A 22,068-nucleotide genomic window follows, 5' to 3' on the forward strand; every position below is an offset into this window, starting at 1 on the left:
AGAAAGGAAGCTAAAATGACTTCACTATTACACGAGATAATCTCCGAGTAACTCGCTTTGCTGATGAACTAAACCTAAAATAAAATAATATGACCACATAAGAAGAACATCACTTAAACGATTTTACTATAGTTTACAGTACAGATAATTGTGTGCTAATTCAAGGGACAACAACCCCCTTATCACATGGAAAGAGGGTTTTGTAAGATGATGCAATAACTTAATCTAATGAATCTAATTTCCCTCTTATATATTTCGCCCGTGCTTCAATAAAATCCAATATATACTCTGGTTCCTTATCAAATAAATGGATATCGTCTTTTTTATATGGATCTTTTTGAATATAAGGTCTTATTAAATTATGCATACCTTGTATTTTCGGTTTCAAATAGTCTACATTAAATTGGTTGTTTAAAATAACTTTTAGCAAGTTTTTGTATTGACGTCGAAATGTTTTTACGTCGAGAATTCTTGCGGTAAGCGTATTAAATCCTTCGATTCGTAAATAGTCTTCCTCCATCACTTTCCCGTTTACATCCCTTCCCCATGTTGCATCGTAATCCCACGGGATGACTTCGAATTGCCTTGTTTCGCTATTTTGGTATAATGCGTAATTATGAACAAAACCATCAAAATTTTGGGTGAAAACAGCACCAGCCAACCAGCTAAGATACTGATTAACATTGATGTATTTCACAATTTTATTTTCAAATTCTGCCTTTGATATGGTATTAATTTCAATAATCATTTTTTGTAAATGAAATTCATCTTGTTCTGTCCCATATTTTAGTTCATAGCCAGCTTTAAGTGATTTCTTTATTTCTTTATCAAGATCACTCATCAACGAAAAGTTAGCATCGCCATCAACCGCATAGAATATTGGTCCTTGCGGTAGTTGTCGATTCTTAAGGAAATACTCATCCACTGATTCTAATTCCAAATAAAGCCCCTCATTTTTCCCATTCAATTTCATATTTACAAATTGGGACTTTGGCGATAAGCACCCTATTTCATTGAAAAAATCGAGCGATAGTTTATTTCTTAATAGAGAAGGATCTCTATATTCTGCGTTGATATGAATTTCTTTGGTATTTCTATACGTACTTGGCTTATTAAACGAAATGTGATACGACTTTTTTCGAAAATCCCTGATATGGGAGCCACGATAGGCGATATCAATATCATGCTTTCTTTTGTTAATCGTTAGCTTGGCAGCAATAGGATCGTCACACCATATATCTTTCCGAAGTTCACTTAAATCTAAAGGATGAATAAAAAGATGATATTCAGGTATTATTATGCCATTATCCACGCGAATTCTTTCCTTTCATTTTTAAATTATTCGTATTAAAACAAAATGTAAGATTCCACAAAAAGATATAGAGTTTATATTTTCCTTTCGAAAACTATGTGATTGACTCTAACATCTTTAGTGCAACCTCATATATTACGATTAGGGAAAGAAATGTGCAGAGGCATAGGTTTGATTCTTTTTGAAAAAGGAATCTACCTTCTTTCTCTAATAAAGATGAAAGGAGGTTTGGAATATGTCACTTTTTATACAGAATGCAGTAGCATTGGCTAACAACTCAGGGTTAGGTCACTTCATGCACCAGGATCCTATTAGTAACGAACGATGCACGAGCAGGAGACGTCGTACTTCACGAGTCCAGCGGCGCACGAGCAGGGTACGTCGTACTTCACGAAAACAGCGACGCACGAGCAGATTACGTCGTACTTCGCGAATCCAGCGACGCACGAGCAGGGTACGTCGTACTTCGCGAATCCAGCGACGCACGAGCAGGGTACGTCGTACTTCGCGAATCCACCAACGCACGAGCAGGGTACGTCGTACTTCACGAAAACAACGACGCACGAGTAGGGTACGTCGTACTTCGCGAATCCAACGACGCACGAGCAGGGTATGTCGTACTTCGCGAATCCAACGACGCACGAGCAGGGTACGTCGTACTTCGCGAATTCAACGACGCACGAGCAGGGTATGTCGTACTTCGCGAATCCAACGACGCACGAGCAGTAACTCCTTTTGGAATGACTTATTTTTTAAAAACTTCTGGTGATTTTTCGCTATCTGAAGAGTATGTCACTTCATGTTATTCAATGGACTATTGAGTGCGTCTGTATAAAAAGTTAACTAGTTCTTACTAGTTAACTTTTTATATGTTATTCCTATCGAAGTCCAAGTTTGAAAGAAAAATGAAAGGGACAGCTGGGATGGGTTCCTTCTTTTATGTATATTCTTCTGGAAGAATTGTTATCGTTGTGTATTACATAACATCTATCAGAATTATTTAACCCTCATGGGATCCTCCTATTCCTTTGTATCTAGGAAAACTGAGAAACATTTGATGTCCTATATTAAAATGCATTGGATTTAACACTTTTCACCTCCCTTCTTAGGATTTAGTAAAGGATATGTTTATTTAATGAAGAGACTTAGACTAAGACCCATATTTGAGATCTTTGCATTGTTTGCATGTAATGATTTTGGAATGTTCCGCAAATCGCTACCTATATAACTACTCTCCAATTGGCATCTAGAACCAAGTATTCATTACCATGTCTGTTGTTAAGTAACCTAAAAATGTATGCGATTTCGATTATAGTTGAAAATTCTTCCTGAACTAAAGGGCAGTATTTCTGTAATAAATAAAACTAAAGAAGATATGCATATAGAAGAAATAAATATTAAGATTGTGAACTATTACACTTAAACTCCCATGAAAGAACTTTTTCTGTTGTGAAGTGCTTATTTTTGCGCTTTATGGATGGCTAATGTGGGCTTTATTCCTTACATACACATTCTTTAATAAACTACTTCATGTTATATATATATTGGATTAGCATATGTTGCAGCATACGTTCTGATGTGGCGAAACCTTAACTTAATCATGCAATACCACTACTGCAATGACGTGTAATGTACTTTTTGCAAGTTGCTCTAGGCAATACTCAACAAAAGAGCCTGAGTCGATTCAACCTCAGGCGCTTAACATAAATAAAAAAGTTTTATTACATAACGTCTGTCTTTGCGAATTTATCTAGAACCAAATTTAGAATTTTATTAATGATAAAAACCTGCGGCAATTTCAAGTGCTTTTAGAGGCTCTTTGATTGAATCAAGCGTATAGACAAGTTTTTCGTCCTGCCAAACAATTGTATTTCCTGATTTATAAACATCTAAGTGCGCAAAACCATTTTGTTTTGGAATAGGAAGCATATGTGTTTCTAAAAATTGGACTGCCTGTTTAGCAAGCTTTACACCTGCTTCTGGATTGTCTGTTCGTGTATGTGTCGCCAATGCCCATCTTCCCTCATTCCAACCAGTCCATAACGAACCCGCTCCAGCATCCTGATAACCTTTAATGTTATAGCCAAGATCAACCTTTTGACCACCATTTTGACTAAAGTTCTGATATGAAATTTGCTCATTTGCTTCTTTAGCATTCGGATATTGCTTTACTACTAGTCTTGCAATAATCATAGCTGTCTGTGAATTTTTAAGCTTCTTATCATTGATTGGCAAAACCTCTTTACTTTCAAAGAATAGTACTTCAACTTGATTAGCTTCTTTCTTCGTTGTTGCAGTTAAAAATGTACCATTTGTTATCGGAAACCCTTTTGGTAAAATTATAGGTAAATTAGTTTTAAGCTGGTCCTTAATATTTTTTAATGCCCCAGCCTGTGTATTAGATGCTACTGTGTCTCCCGTATTTGTTTTGGGTTTCTGCTGATTTTCTTGTGATTGACGTTCTTCATCTTGTGGCTTGTTTGGCACGTTAGGTTGTTGTTCTTCTTGTGATTTATTCGGCGTATTAGATGGTTGTTCTTCATGTGACTTGTTCGGCATGTTATATTGTTGCGCCTCTTGAGAATTGTTAGGCCCAGGCCCTTCTTTATCAGAGCATGCACTTACTATACTGAAACTTAAAAGCATGAAAGTGAATAGTATTTTTTTCATGGCATTAGCCCCCTTTATTTTTCCCTATCCTTAATCAACTGAAACTTTTTGATATTTTAGACTTTTGACCATATTGTAATCCTTATCCTTTGCGGTAAGAAAACTAGGCTTACCAAGTATCGTTTATTTTCAAGCCACTAAGAGCAGCTTTATCATCAATTAATCCATAAAATACTGAGTTGTTAGATTATTTTGTTATCCACATATTTCCTCCTAAAATGATGATTCGGTTAATAGACGAGAATTACCACAATAAGTTTCATCATTTTTCAAAAAAACCATTTTAAGGGAAATCGATAATCCCTCGACATAATTGCGACCGGAATCGGCTTTATGCTTAGGCCTGCAGATGTTTTTTGTGCGAAAGCGTAGTGCTAACGTAGCGACAGCAACAGATGTTTTTTGTGCGAAAGCGTAGTGCTAACGCAGCGACAGCAACAGATGTTTTTTGTGCGGAAGCGAAGCCTCAACGATGCAGATCAGTTAGTAAAAGGTCGCAACCGTGTAAGGAATGTCTCCCTTCACATGTTGCGACCTTGAAAGTACATTATTTAGTCAATAAAAATAGAAATGCGTTCACCCTTTGACAATTTAGCACTAGGTTTAATGATTTGACCATTTAATTGAATCGTTCCATTTACAATTTTCTTTATGATCTGTGAACGACTCCAATTCTCAATTTGGATTGCAAGCACTTTATCAATTCGATGTTTTCCAATCACATCATCTAATACAATGTGTATCACCTTTATTCCTTGTTCTACTAAGCAGATTATCGGAATCGTTGATAATATTGAAGATGCTTCGTTCTGTTCCTCAACTTCAGCAACATGCTTTGAGAACGTTTTATAAATTGCTAACTTTTTGTTCCACGTATGATTTTTCTCACATTTATAAATTGCATATTGGTATATATTTTTTCCATTTGCATTATGCCTTCGTACATTTGTATCCGTAAAAATAGATAATTTCCCACACATTTTGCAGTGCTTCTTGACAGTTCGTTCTGGTATTTGAGAAAGCTTCCAGCGGAATGTAATATTTAACATTAATCCTTCACCTCTTAAGATAAAGGTACGCAAGCATCTAATTGGATATCTCGCAGTACAATGTAAAATTTATTGTATAAATAAAAAAGGAGATCCTACACAAGGACCTCCTGACGCATTGAGACTACAGGGTTGCTCGGTTCCTTCGTAATGAGAAAAATGGGCACACTACCCCCTTGAAAAAAATTTGAGGATATTGCTTTCCAATTTATTTATCATTACAGATTTTCCGAACAGGAAAGCCCACCATGATTGGTGCAGAGCTCTTCATTATTTTCCTTTAGTCAACCTTTTTTGTTCACAACATTGAAAAATAGGATATAGCAAATGAACATAACTCCTCCTTATTCTAGGATCACTTTTACTAAAGTGCTCCTTTAAATTTTAACCTGCAACAGATAATTTGAATTCAGATACAAATCTATCCCTCTGCTCTTTTTTAGTTCACAATGTTATTACAGTCATCTTTGTTAACGAACTTATCACCAACCTTCTGCTATTTCCAAATCTTCATCATTTTTTTCTAAAAATACATAAACATCAACTAGATAATTATCAATATCGCTTTCGAATACTATGCATAATATAAATTAAAGAAAGGAGGGTTATAATTATGTCTTGTGGTAGTGGTTATGGTACAGGATCAGCATTTGCGTTAATTGTTGTTCTATTCATTCTTCTAATTATTGTCGGCACTAGTTTCATGAGAGTCTATTAATACCCAATACCGCCTCTTATGCTCATAACTATTGTAAGGTAATACTAAATTTAACCTTACACCTTCAAATACTCAGGGTCATTATCCTCCGGTGACCCTTCTTACTCATCCCCCTAGACATAATAAAAAGCCACACTAGTTTTATGTGACTATAGTTAGCGCCTAACATTGTTCTTGATAATGAATACCTTTTTATTAACATTTTACTAGGGCGTCCTAAGATAAATATCGCAGTTCTTATTGACAACGATACATATAATAAATTATAGAAAGGGGGGGGAGTAACTATGTCTGGATATTATGGTAGTGGTAGTGGTTATGGCACTGGTTCAGCATTTGCGTTAATTGTTGTTCTATTCATTCTTCTAATTATTGTCGGCGCTAGTTTCATGAGAACATATTAATACCAATACCGCCTCTTATGCTCATAACTATTAGGTTAATACAAACTTAAACTTAAAATTATCCTTCCCTCCAAATCTCAACAGGGTCACAATCCTCCGGTGGCCCTTTTAATATTTCCTCTATCTATGTCATACTCAACTTTCAAAGGCATCTTAAAAAGCCACATCATTGATATGCTAGATTAGCTACAGTAAAAAGCCGCTTCTCTAATAACGAAACGACTTTTCTTTAATAAAATAATTATTTGCAAGGATCACTCTTTTAAATTCACAATGTGATAAATAATTGTTGATTAAATGGAATTCCTTTTTTCGTTATCAATTACTTAAGGCTTCAACAAAATTCTTCCAATCGAGTTTCTATCCTCCATTCTAGAATGCGCCTTGGCTACATCTTTTAAGGGATACACATGGTCTATTTTTATCGAAATACTATCATTCTCTACCCACTTTTGGAAATTCTCCATATATTCGGGCCAATATTTCATATACGGAAGTCCATTTGTTCTTGTTAAAAATAGAGACCCTTTTTCTTGGAGTTTCATTATATCAAATGGCGGAACATATCCACTTGACTGACCATACATCACTAGATAACCTCCTAAACCAAGACTATTCAAATTTGATTCAAAGGTATCCTTGCCAACCCCATCATATACCACACGAACACCCTCTCCATTTGTTATTTCTCTAACTTTCTCAGGAATGTTCTCTTTGGTGGAAATCAAAACGATATCCGCACCAGCTTCAAGCACAAATTTCGCCTTTTCTTCTTTTGATGTTACCCCAATTACTTTTCCTCCTCGGAGCTTTGTCATTTGGCATATTAAACTACCAAGTCCCCCAGCTGCTGCTTGAACTAAACACCATTCTCCCCCTTGAATAGGATAAGCTTTATGTGTAAAGGCATAGGCTAAAAATCCCTGTGTCAGTCCGGCTGCTGCTTGTTGATCAGGAATATCTATATTTATTGGAACCATTCTCTTTGCTGAAGCAACTACATAGGTTGCATAGGTTCCCCCACCTCCACAGATTACCCTATCTCCAGGTTTTAAATGGTCAACATTTTCACCTACCGCTTCAATAACACCCATACATTGACTACCAATCGTAATTGGCAGGCTATTATTGAAACCTGCTTCCTTTCCGTAAAATTGTTGCTTTACCAGATCACCACGACGCATCTGAATGTCAAGGAAATTCACAGAGGCAAACTTTACTTTGACGAGCACCTCATCTTTACCTACTTTAGGGACATCCAGCCATTCTAACTGCATTTTTTCAGGACCACCATATTCATAAATACGAACGACTTGCATCTTTTCTTGATTTCTCATTTTATCCTCTCCTTCAATATTGTTTCCTAGAAACCATATTACCATTTTAGGAATCGATGTCAATATGGTTTCTAAGAAACTTTGTGAGAGTACTTATTTCTTGTATACTATAGAAACAGAGCTATTTCTTAATAAACTAATGAAAAGGTGAATAAACGATGTACGATAGCAGAGAAAAGGATGCCCTTGTTTTTCAAATCATTAAATTAACAGAGCAAGTTTCGAAAAAATTTACAGACGGAGATGACGAGGAAAAACAGTGGATGGCCCAAAAGGTTAAAAATCCAATTTTAAGACAACTTTTGCCGAATATAACGATAATGATGTTACATGTTTTAGATGCAATTGGAAAATTCGGGCCCGTCAACGGCATTACGATCTCTAAAGAAATGGAAATTCCCAAAGGAACTGTTTCAAAAATTACGCGTAAGTTAGAGAGTTTAAACCTCATAAGTAAAGAGCAGTTGCCCGATAATAAAAAGGAAATACTCTTTTCTATTACACCACTCGGATATGAATTGTTTGAGGTTCACAAGGAACTTCATGAGCATATAGATAAGAATGTAATTCATTTTTTAAATCAATACCACTCTAATGAATTGGATTTTTTAACTAGAGTATTAGAAGACATCTTAAAACAATCATTGTTTCAATCAGAAGAGTAAACTCCCCCGCCTTACCTTCATTGTGGCTACCAGAAACGATTAAACGGCTTGAGCCTTAATTCTATAGGACTCAAGCCGTTTAATACAATTTTATTATTTCCGTTGTCTACATGTAAAAAGCAGTTCGGAATTTTATAAGCGCCTAGTCATTTTGATAAAGAGTCCTCTATTTACGTTTTAACCATTACAACGGGAACAAGGTATATTAACTAAAAATTGGACGCCATTTTCGCTATTAGTTATTGAATAGGTAACAGATAGAGATTCAAAAATTTGTTTTACAATATATAGACCGAGACCGCTTCCACCTGTATTTCGATTTCTTGACTTTTCGATTCGATAAAATGGCTCGAATAATTGTTGGATTTCTTCTTCTTTAATTTTAACACCTGAATTAATTACTTTTATTTCAATCTGACTTTCTTTAGGAAGCTCAGTTACCTCTATAAATACTGTTTCTCCTTGAGGTGAATAAATAATTGCATTATGAATTATGTTTTTAAAGGCTTTTTCTAATAAATCACGATCTGTACGTACATTCATGTAAGGAGAAATTTGTGTTATTATCTGAATGTCCTTTTGAGATGCAAAAAAACCGAGATCTTTCGTTATTGTATCAAATAATTCAAAAAGACCAACTTCCTCCAATTGATGTTTGAAGGTATCTTGTTCTAGTTTAGACATACTCAAAATTTCTCGAACCAATTGCTCCATTCTTTCGATTATTTCGTGGTTTTTTTCTAAATAGAAGTCACGATTTTGATAAGGGCCGATATTATAAATCATCCCTTCTAAATATCCCTTCATTACAGTGAGAGGCGTTTTTAATTCATGTGAAATAGTTGCAAAAAATTCTCTTCGTTTTGTTTCAATTTTTCGTTCTCTTTCAATATCGTCTTTTAATTGTTCATTTGCTTTTTGTAAATCGAGCATAGTTTGTTGCAAATTATTCGACATCTCATTCAAGCTATTAGATAGTTCCTCTAATTCGTCATTTGAACGGACTACGATGTTTTCGGAAAAATCCAGGTTCGCCATCTTTTGCGCACCCTCATTAATATAAATGAGCGGTTTTGTAATGAACCTTGAATATAAATAGGCACTCCCCAATCCAATAACCACTACAATCATACTTATAAAAGGTAGAAAACGTACTAAGACCTGCGACGCTTCATCAATAGGTTGAAATGTCGCGAATACAGTAACCGTTAAATTACCTTCATCTAGAAATTGAATCGGCAAAGTAACAAAATATGCATTTCTAGGTGTTTCTTGATTCTGTAATGCTGTTTTTGCAGTAGCATTCGGCAGTTGTGAAATTCCCTGCATCATAAAATTAGGCGAATATATAATAGTTCCTTCTTTAGTTTGTAGGTAAATAAAGGCATTATTATTTTTGATGTAGTCGTCAAAAAGCGGTATCGCATTTGTCAATGTTAAATTTTTAGAATTATGGATTATTTCCTCGATTCCCGATTGGAGCTGATTAGTTTTATATTGTTCATGAAATGTTGGAAGGAAGAAATATAAAGTTAAATAAATCAAGACTGCAAAAGATAACAATATGAGAGACGTAATCATGAAGAGCTTATAGGTTATTTTTTTCATCCTTATGATGTTGACAAGCCTATTCATCGATTTTGTATCCAATACCCTTTACTGTTTTAATATAGGGTATATTTAATTTTTTTCTTAAATTTTTTATATGTGTATCAATCATTCGTGTTTCTCCTGCATAATCATAGCCCCAAATTTTTTCAATGATGATTTCTCTAGTAAGCACCTTTTTTTCATTATGAAGTAGTAGTTGTAGAATTTCGAATTCTTTTGTTGTTAATGGTACTTCAATCTTATTTACATAAGCTTTATATCCATCACAATCGACATGTAGTTCATTAAAACTTAAATGATTCTCCTTATTATTACCATAACTTCTTCTTAAAACCGCTTGTACTCGTCTAATCAACACATGAAACGAAAAAGGTTTTGTTATATAATCGTCAATCCCTAGATCAAAGCCTTTCATTTGATCTTGTTCTTCTTCTAAAGCCGTTAACATAATAATTGGTATACTTGACTCACTACGAATCATTTTGGCAACTTCAAACCCGTTAAGGTTTGGCATCATGACGTCAAGAAGTATTAAATCAAAGGCTTGAGAATTAAATCGTTTCATTCCCTCTAGCCCATCTGAGGCAACCTCTATAGTATAATTTTGTGTCATTAAAAACTGTTTAATTAATTCTTGAATTTCTAAATCGTCTTCTACTACAAGAATATGATAGTTCATCGATAGATCCCCCTCGTAGCCATTATAACCGTTCAATTTGTAGTTTATGTGAAGATATCTCACCTTTTAAAATTATATTAGACAATCTCATTTACAAATATGGAGGTTCTTTACGACTTTGTTTTGTAACATCAATGAGATCAACTCAATCGACTGGAAGGAAAGCTTTTGGGTTCAACTTCTCTACATAAACACCTCAATATCTTCACACAGATACCATATTGGTCATGTACATTAGTTGTTAGGAAGAAAATTGATTCTATTATATGTGTACTTTCAATAGGATGGAAACGACTAGATTTATATGTCTATACAGCAGTTTTCTTTCAACTTACTCAACTAAGGAGAAGGTTTTATGTATAAAATTGATTTACGCCCATTGATATTATTGGTCGTTTTTACATTGTTATTGTGTTCGTGTTTAACATACGTATCGCTTAAAGCGTTAGGAGCAGAGGATATCTTCTTTAAAAGTATGAAGTCCCTTATTAATATGATAATGATTAAAATCTCTTAAAAGCATTATTAATATAATAAGAAGAATCCATTTTGAAAAAGATGGATTCTTCTTTTGTCGTTTAAAGATTTATTTATTAAGTTAATAACGGATAATAATTTCAGCCTTAAGCGTTAGATTTTTATACATCCTCCTTCATTTACTTTCTTACCAATAAGGATTTAGTCGTTTTAGAGCTTCAATTCTAAAAATCTCTACTGGTAGATTTCTTAGAAAAATCTTGATTAAGAAACAAAGTTCCCCCTAAGATAAACATGTTTTAATTTCACCTGTTTATCCTAGGGGGACATATGTTATTCGTAACTGTTCATTTATGCCTGGGTGTCAATCTGACGAGCTAAAGTATCATAGAATTTATTTAATGCATCAAAGAATTTCAATTAGGAGCTGTAGAACCTTGTATCATATCTTCTTCTGAATTAGATGAGAAAGGATCCCACTGTTCTGGTGACCGTTCATTTGGTTTTGATGTGAACTCCTCCCACTGCTCTGGCGTCATTTCTCCTCTTGGATTTGGAGATTCCCACTGCCGCTGATCGGGAATCTTTTCTTCTGAATATGTGTTGTTCTTTTGGTAATTGGCTCCACTTTGATCCAGGTTTTCACCGAAATTAATCAAATTCGCAAATAAACCAATTGCTATTCCGATAGATACCAAGCCAATGGATGCTGCTATTTTCGTCCACATTTTTTCCACTCCAATTTTAATATTTGACTTCACATTTTTACAAACTATTTCTTCTTCACATTTTTACAAACTATTTCTTCTTCACATTTTTACAAACTATTTCTTCTTCAAATTTTTACAAACCAAATTTCGTTGTTCAAGATAAACTACCTTATCAGATTGTTTAGCGACTTCCTGGGAATGTGTAACAACGATGATACATTTATTTTCTTTATGAGCCAGTTCCTTGAACAATTTAACAATTTCATCCGAAGTTTTCTCGTCTAGGTTACCGGTTGGTTCATCCGCTATTAATAAATCTACTTCACAAGATAAAGCACGAGCTATGGCTACACGCTGTTGTTGACCACCACTAAGCTGTAAAACCTTTCTTTTTGCTTCGATTTCCGACAAGCCCACCATTTCTAATAACTCAAGCGCCCTTCTCTTTTTATCATTTATGTTCACTCCTGTAATTTCCATTGCCGTGACGACATTTTGAAAAGCCGTCATATACGTAATGAGATTATAAGATTGAAAGATTATCGAAACATATTTATTTCTATATTTATCTAAACCAATTTTCCGTATATCTTTTCCTTTGTATAGCACATGTCCTTCTTTAGGATTGTCTAATCCACTTGCTAAACTAAGTGCCGTTGTTTTTCCTGAACCTGAAGGACCTAAAATGCTATAGAAACAACCTGTTTCAAAAGTAAAGTTAACATTCTCTAATAAAGTGTTCTTTCCATTATTATTTTGATAATAGTAATTTAGATTTTTAAATTGTAATATGATGTCCATATGACTCCTCCTACTCATCTTTTAATAGTATTTCTTTTGGATTTAAGCGAAGAATTGATAATGCTGGTAGAAGTGTTGATAAAATCGCAATTAATAACCCTAGACCGCCTAAATTCAACACATCTTGTGATGATATACTTACATCAATATTGTCGATCGGTTCCACATCTTTATCTTGTTTATTTATCATGCCAAACGAGAATCCTAAAGTATTTGATTCTTGTTGTTGATCTTCGGCAGCAATAACTTCTTGCTGTAATAAACTGTCGCCCATTTTTTGAGACACTGTTTTACCTGTAATGATAGCAATGCCAAATGCTAGAACAGCTATACATAGTACTTCCACTAACAGTTGTCCTATTAATTTCCTCTTTTTTTCACCGATGGCCAATAGAATACCTAATTCTTTACGTCGCTCTTTTATGGTCAACATAATAATAAGACCTAATATAATTGAGCCTGCAATGGATACTAAATAGACAATCATTTTGGAAGTAGCCGCAATATTCTCGATAGGACCTACCATTTTTTGATATAAAGCATCATGCGCATCTAACTTAAATAGATCGAAATTAATCTTTGTCTTCTTTGCGTCTGCTTTAAAACCCTCAATATTTTCTGGATCATTTAAGTAGTAAATTGCTTCGTTAATAGATACATCCTTTTTATCATTTTCTTCATCCATTTCTTTCGTCGAATCATAAGTAGTGTATATTTTATTCGATGGATGCATCATAGCTGGTAAATTTTCCTCGAAGTCAGTTATCCCGGAATTTTTGTAGATCCCTATTATTTCTAACTCAACCTCCGATGTTTCTTCGGGTGATTTAATTTTTAACTTATCACCAACTTGAAGCTCGTTTTGTTCAGCTAATCGTTTTTCAATCAGAGCTACTTTCTTATTCGCATCCTCTGATGTAACTGGACGACCGTCAATAATTTCATTCGTTCCATCTGTAAAATCTTGCATTAAATCAGAACTTCTTACACCTTGGATAAATGTATTAGGCATTTTCATATTTCCAGAGTTACCGCCACCTACTGTTCCAACAACCCCTTCATCATCTTTTTCACTATTAATAGGTGCAAAATCATCTGCTACTAGCATTTCACTTTTAAGATAGTTGTAGTCTATTACATAAGGTGATTTAGCTAACTGGTCTGCCTCTTCTACTAAAAGTTCTGGATGCTTTATTTTTCCATTCGGATTCTCTTCTCGCTGTTTCGCCACATTTTCCATAAGCTTCTCTTCATCGATTCTAAGACTTACGTCTACACCTAATGTTTGTCTAGCATGATCATTCGCCTTTTGTGCGACATTTTGAATTGCAAAACCCGCTAATACTAAATTGGAAACTACTAAAAATACAGTAAATAATATTAGCGATTTTCCCTTCCTTGCTTTAACACTTAAAAATGCACGTTTGATAAAATTCATTTTTCATTACCTCCTTGATAGTTCAACTATAGAAGGGTAATCTGTAGTTTATATGGAGATACTACGAAGTTTATCTAGAGAAATACGGTAGTTTACGTGAAGCAATTTCAGTGCTACATTTTGTGAGAAATGATTTAAAGTAACAATTCCAATAAGTAAATGTGTAGAAGATTCCAATTGATAAATCAATACAAACAAATAAAAAATACTATTCTTCTTATTTATAATTAGAAAGAATAGTATTTTCATTTATCTATTAGTAATTACACCATTAACTATTTCTATTTCCGTTTCGTTCTGGAATTCCGGTGAACTAATGCCTCGGATTTAAGCCTATCATTATGCTTATCAATAACTTTTCGTTATTACTGTTTGTTTTTTTCTCTATTGACATCTTGCTTGACTGTTCTCGAGAAAGTACTAAAAATTGCTACAATAGCTATTGTAACTCCTAATGCGCCTATCCAGGTAACTGAAGATAGTGATACTTTCTCAACAAAAATGCCACCAATAGTTGTACCAGCAGCCATTGCCAATTGTTTTTTTGACTGATTAGCCTAAGCTAACTCAAAGTACCAAAGCAAATAAAAAGCCCAGCAAATTATGCTGGGCAGCCACCATTTATTCTTCCTCTTCAAGTAAAATAACACTTTCCAGATTATTTATAAATCTCCTTAATTCTTTAGCTAATTCATTATTTATTTCTCCAGCTTGATACCATTCATTTATAAGATTTCTTTGTGCTTCAATAGCTATTAAAGCTAAGTATTCTTTTTGTTCTTCCCGCTCTGAAGAATCCATTTTATAAGATGAATATTGGAAGTGACGATAATAAATTTCCACTTTTTGCGCAATATCTGAAGAATATTCATTCGTTTCTTGAACATGCTTGATAATTGATGATGTCACATAATCTTTTAAATCTTTTTTTACATGATTAATTTGTTCTACAACATTGGCTGGTAGTTTGCTCATCTTCCGTTCGCGTAAAAAATGACGTAAACGACGTTTTAACAAAGTAAATGTTCGGTTATTTAACATATCTTTTCTTTCTTTAAGAATATAGTCAATTTCCTGTTGAATTGATTCGTTTAATCCAAGTTCAGCCATATATTGCTTCGTATAAATTAATTCTAATTCCATCCCAACTTTTCTAGCTTCCAACATTTGCTGTCTGTATGCTTGAAATGCTTCTTCTGACTGTTTTCGTTCAATATTCAATAACATTGCGTTATATTGATTCATTAACTTTAGCGCTATAGCAGCATTTTCTTCAACTGTTTCACGTTGAATACTACGAATCGCATGTTTTAACATTTCTCTTTTTTCATTCATTAAATTTGGCTGTTGGGCTTTTTCTTGTTCATTTAATAAAGGTAAAAATATAGTTGCCATTACCAAGGTGAATAAAATAACACCAGCAGCTAAAAAGATGAGTAATTGACGATCCGGAAATAATTCTCCCTGATTTGTTACGAGAGGTAATGATAATATACCTACCATCGTGATCGTACCACGCACGCCAACAAGCGTTGTCACAATATGATCTTTCATGGTCACTATTTCTTCGTTCTTAAATATTTTTTTATCTACTACATGAAAGAACAACACCCAAGCAAAGCGGATGACTAACACCATCAAGCCAATTCCTAGCACATATAAAATCAGGATACTATTGTGAATTTCCTCGCTTACTAGTATAGAATTTGTAGCAGAAGGTAACATTAGCCCTAGCAGAAGGAAAATAACCCCATTTAATATAAAAGTCACAATTGACCAAACATGTTCTGTTACCACCTGTTCCTGTGCAATGAAACTTTCGGTCTTTTCTTTAACAATTGCCGCAATAATTCCACCTGTTACAACTGTAATTACTCCTGAAGCATGAAACACTTCTTCTGCTATCAAATATAAAATAAAAGGTGTTAGAACTTGTAGCAAGACGTAAAATGTTGAATCCACTATCCCTATACGGCGAAGATGAAGTCGTATCCAAAATATTGCTAATGCACCGAAAATCCCTATAAGTAAACCAACAAAAAACATATATAGAAAATCACTTGTTGCTGTTTTCAATGAAAAATAACCGGTTACAATCGCCGCTACTGAATATTTAAACGCGATTAACCCCGATGCATCATTGATTAATGATTCCCCTCGAACTAAATTCATTATACGATCTGGAATATGAACTCGTTTGGCGATACTATTTACCGCCACTGGGTCAGTAGGCGATAAAATAGCCATTAAAGCAAAGGCAGCCGCTAAAGGAATCGACGGAATCATCCAGTGTACAACCAGACCACCAATAATAGTTGTTAATAACACTAATACAATAGCGTTGCCTAAAATCGGTAATCGCATTTTCCATAATTGTTCACGAGGAAAATGTGCGCCATCATAATAAAGTAACGGTGCAATAAACAATAGCAAAAACCATTCCGCTTCGATTTCAATGGTAAAATTCTTTGCTACTAAAGCAACTATAATTCCAACTGTAATTTGAATTAAAGCAATCGGGATGAAAGAAATATAATGTGCCAGGACATTGGTCACTAATAATAATACAAGTAGAATTAATATCGATATTAAGAGCTCCATGTACGACCTCCTTTTCTAAGAAATATTGTTTTTTAAGGTCAACCTATTTTATCCTACTAATTATAAATAAATAAGGTTTTGCTGTTCAATAAAATATAGTCTTTTCACAGTTAGTATTTGTTCAATGACTCAATTTACCCCTTATTTCATCAACAAGCGAAAGATTACACTTGGTTAGATACGAAAGTTTAGTTTTTTATATAGCTGCCATAAAATACATGGTTTCTAAACGCAATTACTCGCCGTATTTGTATTCATTGGACTCTACGAAGTCCAGAGCGAACAAAGAAATTTAATGAGCGTTTTAGGAATGTTGTTAGGAATAATAGGCACAATCATTGTCTGTGCAGTCGTATATGTCGAGATTGCTGGAGCTTCTGGTGTTGACGTAAGTAAAGTGTTTAACTCAAATGTTCCAACTATAATTAAAAGTGGATCACTGATTTTCGTCATAGGTATGTTATTATTCGGAATCTTAATAACTAGCAGCAAGATCTTACCGCCTTGGCGTGGTATTTTATTAATTGTTGGAACATTTAATTTCAAGTGTGTAGATTAAAGAATAAATCCAACCTTTCAATTTACAACTAAAAAGACCAGGAGCTCAATTGTGTTTGAGCGTCTGGTCATGGTTTACATGATTTTGCAGTAAGAAGAAAAAAAATTATAGTACAAATTCGATAGTTTTAGCTGTTCATTAATTGCAGATTCCACCATAATTTTCTCACCAAAATATAAAGCCATATTAATACCTGAAGGAACCCCTTTAGAAGTTATAAGAAATTTACTATACATTTTGCCTTATCTTCTTATCAACTTCAAATTTTCTATTACGAAACACAAAAGCAACTAAACTACAGAGTAAAATAATTGGTACACTCACTTTATATAAATCTGTAAAACTTTTTGCCATCTCTTTTTCAGCATAATGACTAATAATATCCGAGAATGCATCCATTTCTCTCTTTGTGTCCTCTATTTTTTCTTCAACTGCTTTCGTTACTTGGTTTGTAATTTCTACCCGTTTTATTTCTCTATATTCTACCGGAACTTCATTTAAAGCATTGTTTACTTTCTCATTAATCATGCTTTCCTTTTGTTGTTGACTTATGCCAATATTATTAGTTCCTTGTTTATTTTCTATATTAGACTCTAAGCCTTCGCTTTGTATTTTTTCCTTTGTTACTGTTAAAATTTGCTCTTGCTCCGCTTGATCAACATGAAGTTCATGCACTTTTTTTTCAGCATAGTGATAAACATTTTCTTTATTTATTGATAAATTATGAGTTAATCCTGATACAAAAATAGCCACAGCCAATACAATTCCAATTTGTCTGAGCATGGACACAACACTTTGGGAGGCGGTTAGTAATTCTCCCTCAAATGTGGAAGCTGTTAACATAGTAATTGGCCCAACAACTAAACCAAATCCAACACCTAAAATCATACACGGAATGATAATTTCTCTACTTGTTGATTCAGCTCCTATCATCTGTAAACAATAATAAGCAAAACTCATAACTATAAACCCGACTAAAATAACCTGAACCTTGCCTAGTTTCTTCATAACCAGTGAAGCGAAAGGCGAAACTAAAAATATCATGGCAGAAATAGGTGTCACTAAAAAAGCTGCTTCCATTTCTGTTCGGTGTTGTATTTTTGTGAGAAACGTTGGAAGTAAAACTGTTACACCAATTAAAAACAAATTACTAAGTATAACGACAATAGAAGCTCCAACAAAAGTTCGATCTTTAAATAGCTGTAAATTTACCATCGGTGATGTAACTTTTCTTTCAACTAAGATAAATAGAATAAAAGAAATAGCACTGATGAAATAGCAAACCCATGCAAAGTTACTCAACCAACCCCAGGTATTCCCTTTCACTAAAATAAGTGTAAAAAAGAAAATAGCTAAGCTAGAAAGAACTAATCCAGTCCAATCAATTTTAGATACTACTCGTTCCTCATTCTTTATCTTTAACATAATGAAACATAAAACAATACCAATTACACAAATCGGAATATTGACAAAGAATACCCATCTCCATCCTAAATTTTGTGTAATAACTCCTCCTAGTGCAGGTCCTATGGCTGCCGATAACCCTTGTGTCACCCCTAAAATCCCCAACGCAACATGCCTTTTTGCCATTGGAACTGCGGATACTCCAATAATCATACTTATTGGAAACAAAACGGCAGCTCCAATACTTTGAATGAAACGAGAAAAAATAAGAAAACCCCCCGTATTTGCAAATGCACATAACGCTGAACCAACTCCAAAAACTATTAAACCTATAATATATAATTTTGCCTTTCCAAAGATATCAGCGACTCGCCCTAGTGGTATCGCTAATACAGCAATTGACATCGTATAAACATTCAATATCCAAGACATTTTCTCCAAAGATGTGTTCACATCAGTCTGTATTGCTGGTAAGGCAATATTCATAATTGTCGTATCAATCATACATAAGAAAATCCCTAAACACATTAAGAAAACGATTTTGATTCCTTTTGGTTGTTCCATAAATTCCTCCCTCTCATGAAACTTTACTTTTTATCTCTTATTTCTAATGTTGTTAATTGCGCTAATTTTTTTTTTAATGTTTCAACTTGTGCAGTATAAGATGCAATCCCAACATCTAATGAAATCTCTTCTGCATATGTAATGCCATCTTTCCACTTTTCATATTTTAAATGGAGATCTGTAACATACGCCTCTTTTCTCTCAATTTCTTCTTTAATCCACTTTTTCATTGTATTGGTATCACTATAATTCCCAAAATACATCCGCATTAAAAAGTCAGAACGTAGAACATCCTTCTCTACATCTGTGTTCATGTATTGAAAAAACTCTTCCCTTCCTTCATCTGTTATGAAATACATTTTTTTATTTGGCTTACCTTCTTGCATGACAACCTCTTTTTTTATTTTCCCCTCTTTTTCCAGCTGTCTTAAAGTTGGATAAATCATTCCAAAACTACCATCAAAAAAATGCGTAAATACATCTTCAAAAACAATCTTTATATCATAACCAGATAATTCTTTTTCCATCAGTAACCCTAATACAACGTCTCTTCCTTTCAATATAAACACCTCACATAATGAATATAACCAATAATCATATGAATATTGTTAATATGATTATTGATTATATAATGCAATCATTCGTTTGTAAAGTTTATCTATCGAAATGAAATGGTAATAAGCAGAAAGTCTATCCTCATATTAAGGTTTTGCTCAGCTTCGGCCGTTCTTATTCGTTTTTGAATTTCAAATACTTTTCTTTTGTATTACAGTTGAATAATGTTCAAGTCGTAAAACATCGTTAAAAATGGATCTCCATGACCTTTTAGGCAAACCAATTACTCACCATACTGAGTTGTAGCTGATTTGATACTTTTGTCACCCATTCCTTTCATTGTTGCTTTAAAGTAAAGTACAACAAATAAAAGAATCCATTTTGAAAAAGACTGATCAAAATGGATTCTACACTTACATATTAATTTTTCAAATTTAACTACATAGATATAGTTTTGGTTGCAACTGTTTGTTGAAATGCTTGATCATGCTCAACAAACACCATCGTGGGATTAAATTTTTGAATAAGCTCTTCAATTTGCATACGCGAATAAATATCAATAAAATTCAACGGTTCATCCCAAATATAGATATGCGCTTTTTCACATAAACTTTTGGCTATAAGCAGCTTTTTCTTTTGTCCACCAGAATAATGAGATATATCTTTCTCAAATTGAATTCGGTCAAAGTCCATCTTACGTAGGATAGATTTAAATAACGTTTCATCAATCCCATGCTCTTCAATAAAGTCCGATAACATTCCCTTCAAATGAGAAGTATCTTGTTGGACATAGGAAATAACGAGACCTGAACCTACATACATCGAGCCTGTATGCTGTATCGGACTTCCTAGAATTAGTTTGAGGATACTACTTTTTCCGCTTCCATTCTTTCCATCAAGCACAATTCTGTCACCTTGTTCCAGTTTAAAGCTTATTGGCTTATTCACTATTTGGTCTTCATACTTAGCAGACACATCAGCCAAAACAATCAATTCATTTGAATGAAACGCCAATGATTCTAATTTTAATGACTCCGTTTTTTCCACATTTTTTAGCAATTTTGACTTTTCTTCAATAGCTTTTTGTTGCCTTGATTCAAGGTTTTTTGCCCTCTTCATCATCTTTGCTGCTTTATGTCCTACAAAACCTTTGTCTAACTTAGAACCTGAATTCGTTGTTCCATTTTTGGAAGCTTCCACTTGATTTGACCATCCTGATGTACGCTTTGAAGACTGTTTTAATCTCCCTATGTCTTTTTGTAGTCGCTCATTAGTTGCCTCTTCGTGTTCCTGCTGTCTATCAAAATTTAATTTCCAAGAAGAATAGTTACCACTTTGAACTTCAATATTGGCCCTATTTATGGATAGGATATGGTCAACGCATCCATCTAAAAAGATTCTGTCATGTGAAATTAATATAAACCCTTTTTTCTTCCTTAAATATTCAGAGACCATCTTTCGTGCTTCCGTGTCAAGATGGTTGGTTGGCTCATCAATTAATAGAAATTGACCCTCCGTCAAAAAAAGTGCAGCAAGCAACACCTTTGTTTGTTCTCCATTAGACAATGTTTTAAAAGGTCGATACATGACCTCGGCATCAACGTCTAGATAGGATATTTCACGAAGAATTTCCCAATCTTCTGCTTGGGGGCAAATTTCTTCCATGATTTCATGAGTATACTTGTTCTTATCAGAAACTGGATAAGGGAAATAGTTAAATTCCACCGAAGAATTGATCTTCCCACTATACTCATATTTCCCTAATAATAAATTAAAAAATGTTGTTTTTCCTCGTCCATTTCTACCGATAAATCCAAGTTTCCAATCCGTATCTATTTGAAAGTTTACATTTTCAAAAATATTGTCAAAGCTATTTGGATAAGAAAAAGTTAAATTTTGAACTTGTATCATTGACATAATAATTCCTCCTTTGTATATCAATACTTTTTACTTTTTATACAAAGTCGGCATATCCATCCATTTTAAATTTCTCCGTATAAGTTTGATGGATATTAACGACTTGTACGGAGTAATACATGCGTAACAATCGTATCTGAATCGCTCATTTTTAACTCTCCTTTCTTTATTAAAAGTTACTGATAATAAGATTAACCATGAGAGAATAAAAAATCCTCCCAATTTGTAAATTGGAAGGATTAGTCTTTCACTTATAGTAAATAAGCTCTTTATTTGCCATTGGAACCATGACAAATAAAGTGGAAACTGATTTATAAAAATGGACAGACTAATCCTATATTTTGTAGTTTGAAGTTTTTCATTTCAAATAAAAATACAGATTAGTTAATCATTGTCCATCCATCAGTCCTCTCATCATTGTAATTGTATAATAACAAATTTTTTCCTGAAATACAATCCAAGCATCATCTTCACCTCAATTTACTTCAATTTACTTACAGATAATTCAAAGTCATTTCTTATACTTGTTCTTATACCACTTAAACACTTAAAGCTCAGAGTATTCAGCGATCGAATTGATTCAATATTCTAAATACT

General features: G+C 33.8%; 18 protein-coding genes and 1 pseudogene. 4 read left to right on the forward strand and 15 right to left on the reverse strand.

What is annotated here, in order from left to right; genetic code table 11:
* Positions 1-220: 220 nt before the first annotated feature.
* The gene (locus ACYQ73_RS16755) at positions 221-1,312 is read right to left on the reverse strand and encodes a CotH kinase family protein (RefSeq protein WP_460013539.1); all 1,092 of its coding nucleotides are present in this window, start codon (positions 1,310-1,312) and stop codon (positions 221-223) included.
* Between the two features lie 235 nt (positions 1,313-1,547).
* On the opposite strand from ACYQ73_RS16755, the gene ACYQ73_RS16760 reads away from it, so the two are divergent.
* Positions 1,548-2,081 carry a CotG/ExsB N-terminal domain-containing protein gene (locus ACYQ73_RS16760; RefSeq protein ID WP_460013540.1) on the forward strand — a complete coding sequence of 178 codons (534 nt, stop codon included), beginning with the start codon at positions 1,548-1,550 and terminating at the stop codon, positions 2,079-2,081.
* A 1,004-nt stretch (positions 2,082-3,085) separates the two neighbouring features.
* Here the strand turns inward: ACYQ73_RS16760 and ACYQ73_RS16765 are convergent.
* The gene (locus tag ACYQ73_RS16765) at positions 3,086-3,982 is read right to left on the reverse strand and encodes a hypothetical protein (protein WP_460013541.1); all 897 of its coding nucleotides are present in this window, start codon (positions 3,980-3,982) and stop codon (positions 3,086-3,088) included.
* A 551-nt stretch (positions 3,983-4,533) separates the two neighbouring features.
* Positions 4,534-5,031 carry a S4 domain-containing protein gene (locus ACYQ73_RS16770; RefSeq protein WP_460013542.1) on the reverse strand — a complete coding sequence of 166 codons (498 nt, stop codon included), beginning with the start codon at positions 5,029-5,031 and terminating at the stop codon, positions 4,534-4,536.
* A gap of 613 nt (positions 5,032-5,644) precedes the next feature.
* Between ACYQ73_RS16770 and ACYQ73_RS16775 the strand changes: the two genes are divergently transcribed.
* Together ACYQ73_RS16775 and ACYQ73_RS16780 are read left to right on the forward strand one after the other, a co-directional pair.
* Entirely contained in the window at positions 5,645-5,749 is a 105-nt protein-coding gene (locus ACYQ73_RS16775; protein WP_460013543.1) for a YjcZ family sporulation protein, read from the forward strand.
* A 287-nt stretch (positions 5,750-6,036) separates the two neighbouring features.
* A complete protein-coding gene (locus ACYQ73_RS16780; RefSeq protein WP_460013544.1) occupies positions 6,037-6,153 on the forward strand; it encodes a YjcZ family sporulation protein in 117 nt (38 codons plus the stop codon).
* Positions 6,154-6,479: 326 nt separating this feature from the next.
* On the opposite strand, the gene ACYQ73_RS16785 is transcribed toward ACYQ73_RS16780, so the two are convergent.
* Positions 6,480-7,490 (reverse strand): quinone oxidoreductase family protein, encoded by a 1,011-nt coding sequence (locus tag ACYQ73_RS16785; RefSeq protein WP_460013545.1) that lies wholly within the window; start codon positions 7,488-7,490, stop codon positions 6,480-6,482.
* A gap of 158 nt (positions 7,491-7,648) precedes the next feature.
* Between ACYQ73_RS16785 and ACYQ73_RS16790 the strand changes: the two genes are divergently transcribed.
* Complete coding sequence (locus tag ACYQ73_RS16790; RefSeq protein WP_460013546.1) at positions 7,649-8,155, forward strand: MarR family transcriptional regulator; 507 nt, start codon at positions 7,649-7,651, stop codon at positions 8,153-8,155.
* 177 nt (positions 8,156-8,332) lie between these two features.
* Here ACYQ73_RS16790 and ACYQ73_RS16795 read toward each other — a convergent pair whose 3' ends face one another.
* From ACYQ73_RS16795 to ACYQ73_RS16845, 11 genes and pseudogenes are all read right to left on the reverse strand, one after another.
* Positions 8,333-9,790 (reverse strand): sensor histidine kinase, encoded by a 1,458-nt coding sequence (locus tag ACYQ73_RS16795; RefSeq protein ID WP_460013547.1) that lies wholly within the window; start codon positions 9,788-9,790, stop codon positions 8,333-8,335.
* On the reverse strand, positions 9,783-10,445 hold the full coding sequence (locus tag ACYQ73_RS16800; RefSeq protein WP_460013548.1) for a response regulator transcription factor: 663 nt from the start codon (positions 10,443-10,445) through the stop codon (positions 9,783-9,785). Before ACYQ73_RS16800 ends, ACYQ73_RS16795 begins: the two co-directional genes overlap by 8 nt.
* An 893-nt stretch (positions 10,446-11,338) precedes the next feature.
* On the reverse strand, positions 11,339-11,650 hold the full coding sequence (locus ACYQ73_RS16805; RefSeq protein ID WP_460013549.1) for a hypothetical protein: 312 nt from the start codon (positions 11,648-11,650) through the stop codon (positions 11,339-11,341).
* A 96-nt stretch (positions 11,651-11,746) separates the two neighbouring features.
* Positions 11,747-12,433, reverse strand: a complete 687-nt coding sequence (locus tag ACYQ73_RS16810) for an ABC transporter ATP-binding protein (RefSeq protein ID WP_460013550.1) — start codon at positions 12,431-12,433, stop codon at positions 11,747-11,749.
* Between the two features lie 10 nt (positions 12,434-12,443).
* The gene (locus ACYQ73_RS16815; RefSeq protein ID WP_460013551.1) at positions 12,444-13,871 is read right to left on the reverse strand and encodes an ABC transporter permease; all 1,428 of its coding nucleotides are present in this window, start codon (positions 13,869-13,871) and stop codon (positions 12,444-12,446) included.
* 365 nt (positions 13,872-14,236) lie between these two features.
* Positions 14,237-14,425 (reverse strand): annotated as a pseudogene (locus tag ACYQ73_RS16820) (MFS transporter); the annotation flags it as partial.
* A gap of 67 nt (positions 14,426-14,492) precedes the next feature.
* The gene (locus ACYQ73_RS16825) at positions 14,493-16,472 is read right to left on the reverse strand and encodes a cation:proton antiporter (RefSeq protein WP_460013552.1); all 1,980 of its coding nucleotides are present in this window, start codon (positions 16,470-16,472) and stop codon (positions 14,493-14,495) included.
* 264 nt (positions 16,473-16,736) lie between these two features.
* Complete coding sequence (locus tag ACYQ73_RS16830) at positions 16,737-16,964, reverse strand: hypothetical protein (RefSeq protein ID WP_460013553.1); 228 nt, start codon at positions 16,962-16,964, stop codon at positions 16,737-16,739.
* A 295-nt stretch (positions 16,965-17,259) separates the two neighbouring features.
* Positions 17,260-18,999, reverse strand: a complete 1,740-nt coding sequence (locus ACYQ73_RS16835; RefSeq protein WP_460013554.1) for an MFS transporter — start codon at positions 18,997-18,999, stop codon at positions 17,260-17,262.
* 23 nt (positions 19,000-19,022) lie between these two features.
* On the reverse strand, positions 19,023-19,559 hold the full coding sequence (locus ACYQ73_RS16840; protein WP_460013555.1) for a PadR family transcriptional regulator: 537 nt from the start codon (positions 19,557-19,559) through the stop codon (positions 19,023-19,025).
* Between the two features lie 433 nt (positions 19,560-19,992).
* Entirely contained in the window at positions 19,993-21,471 is a 1,479-nt protein-coding gene (locus ACYQ73_RS16845; RefSeq protein ID WP_460013556.1) for an Lsa family ABC-F type ribosomal protection protein, read from the reverse strand.
* Positions 21,472-22,068: the final 597 nt, after the last annotated feature.

The organism is Lysinibacillus sp. CTST325 (genome assembly GCF_054665055.1).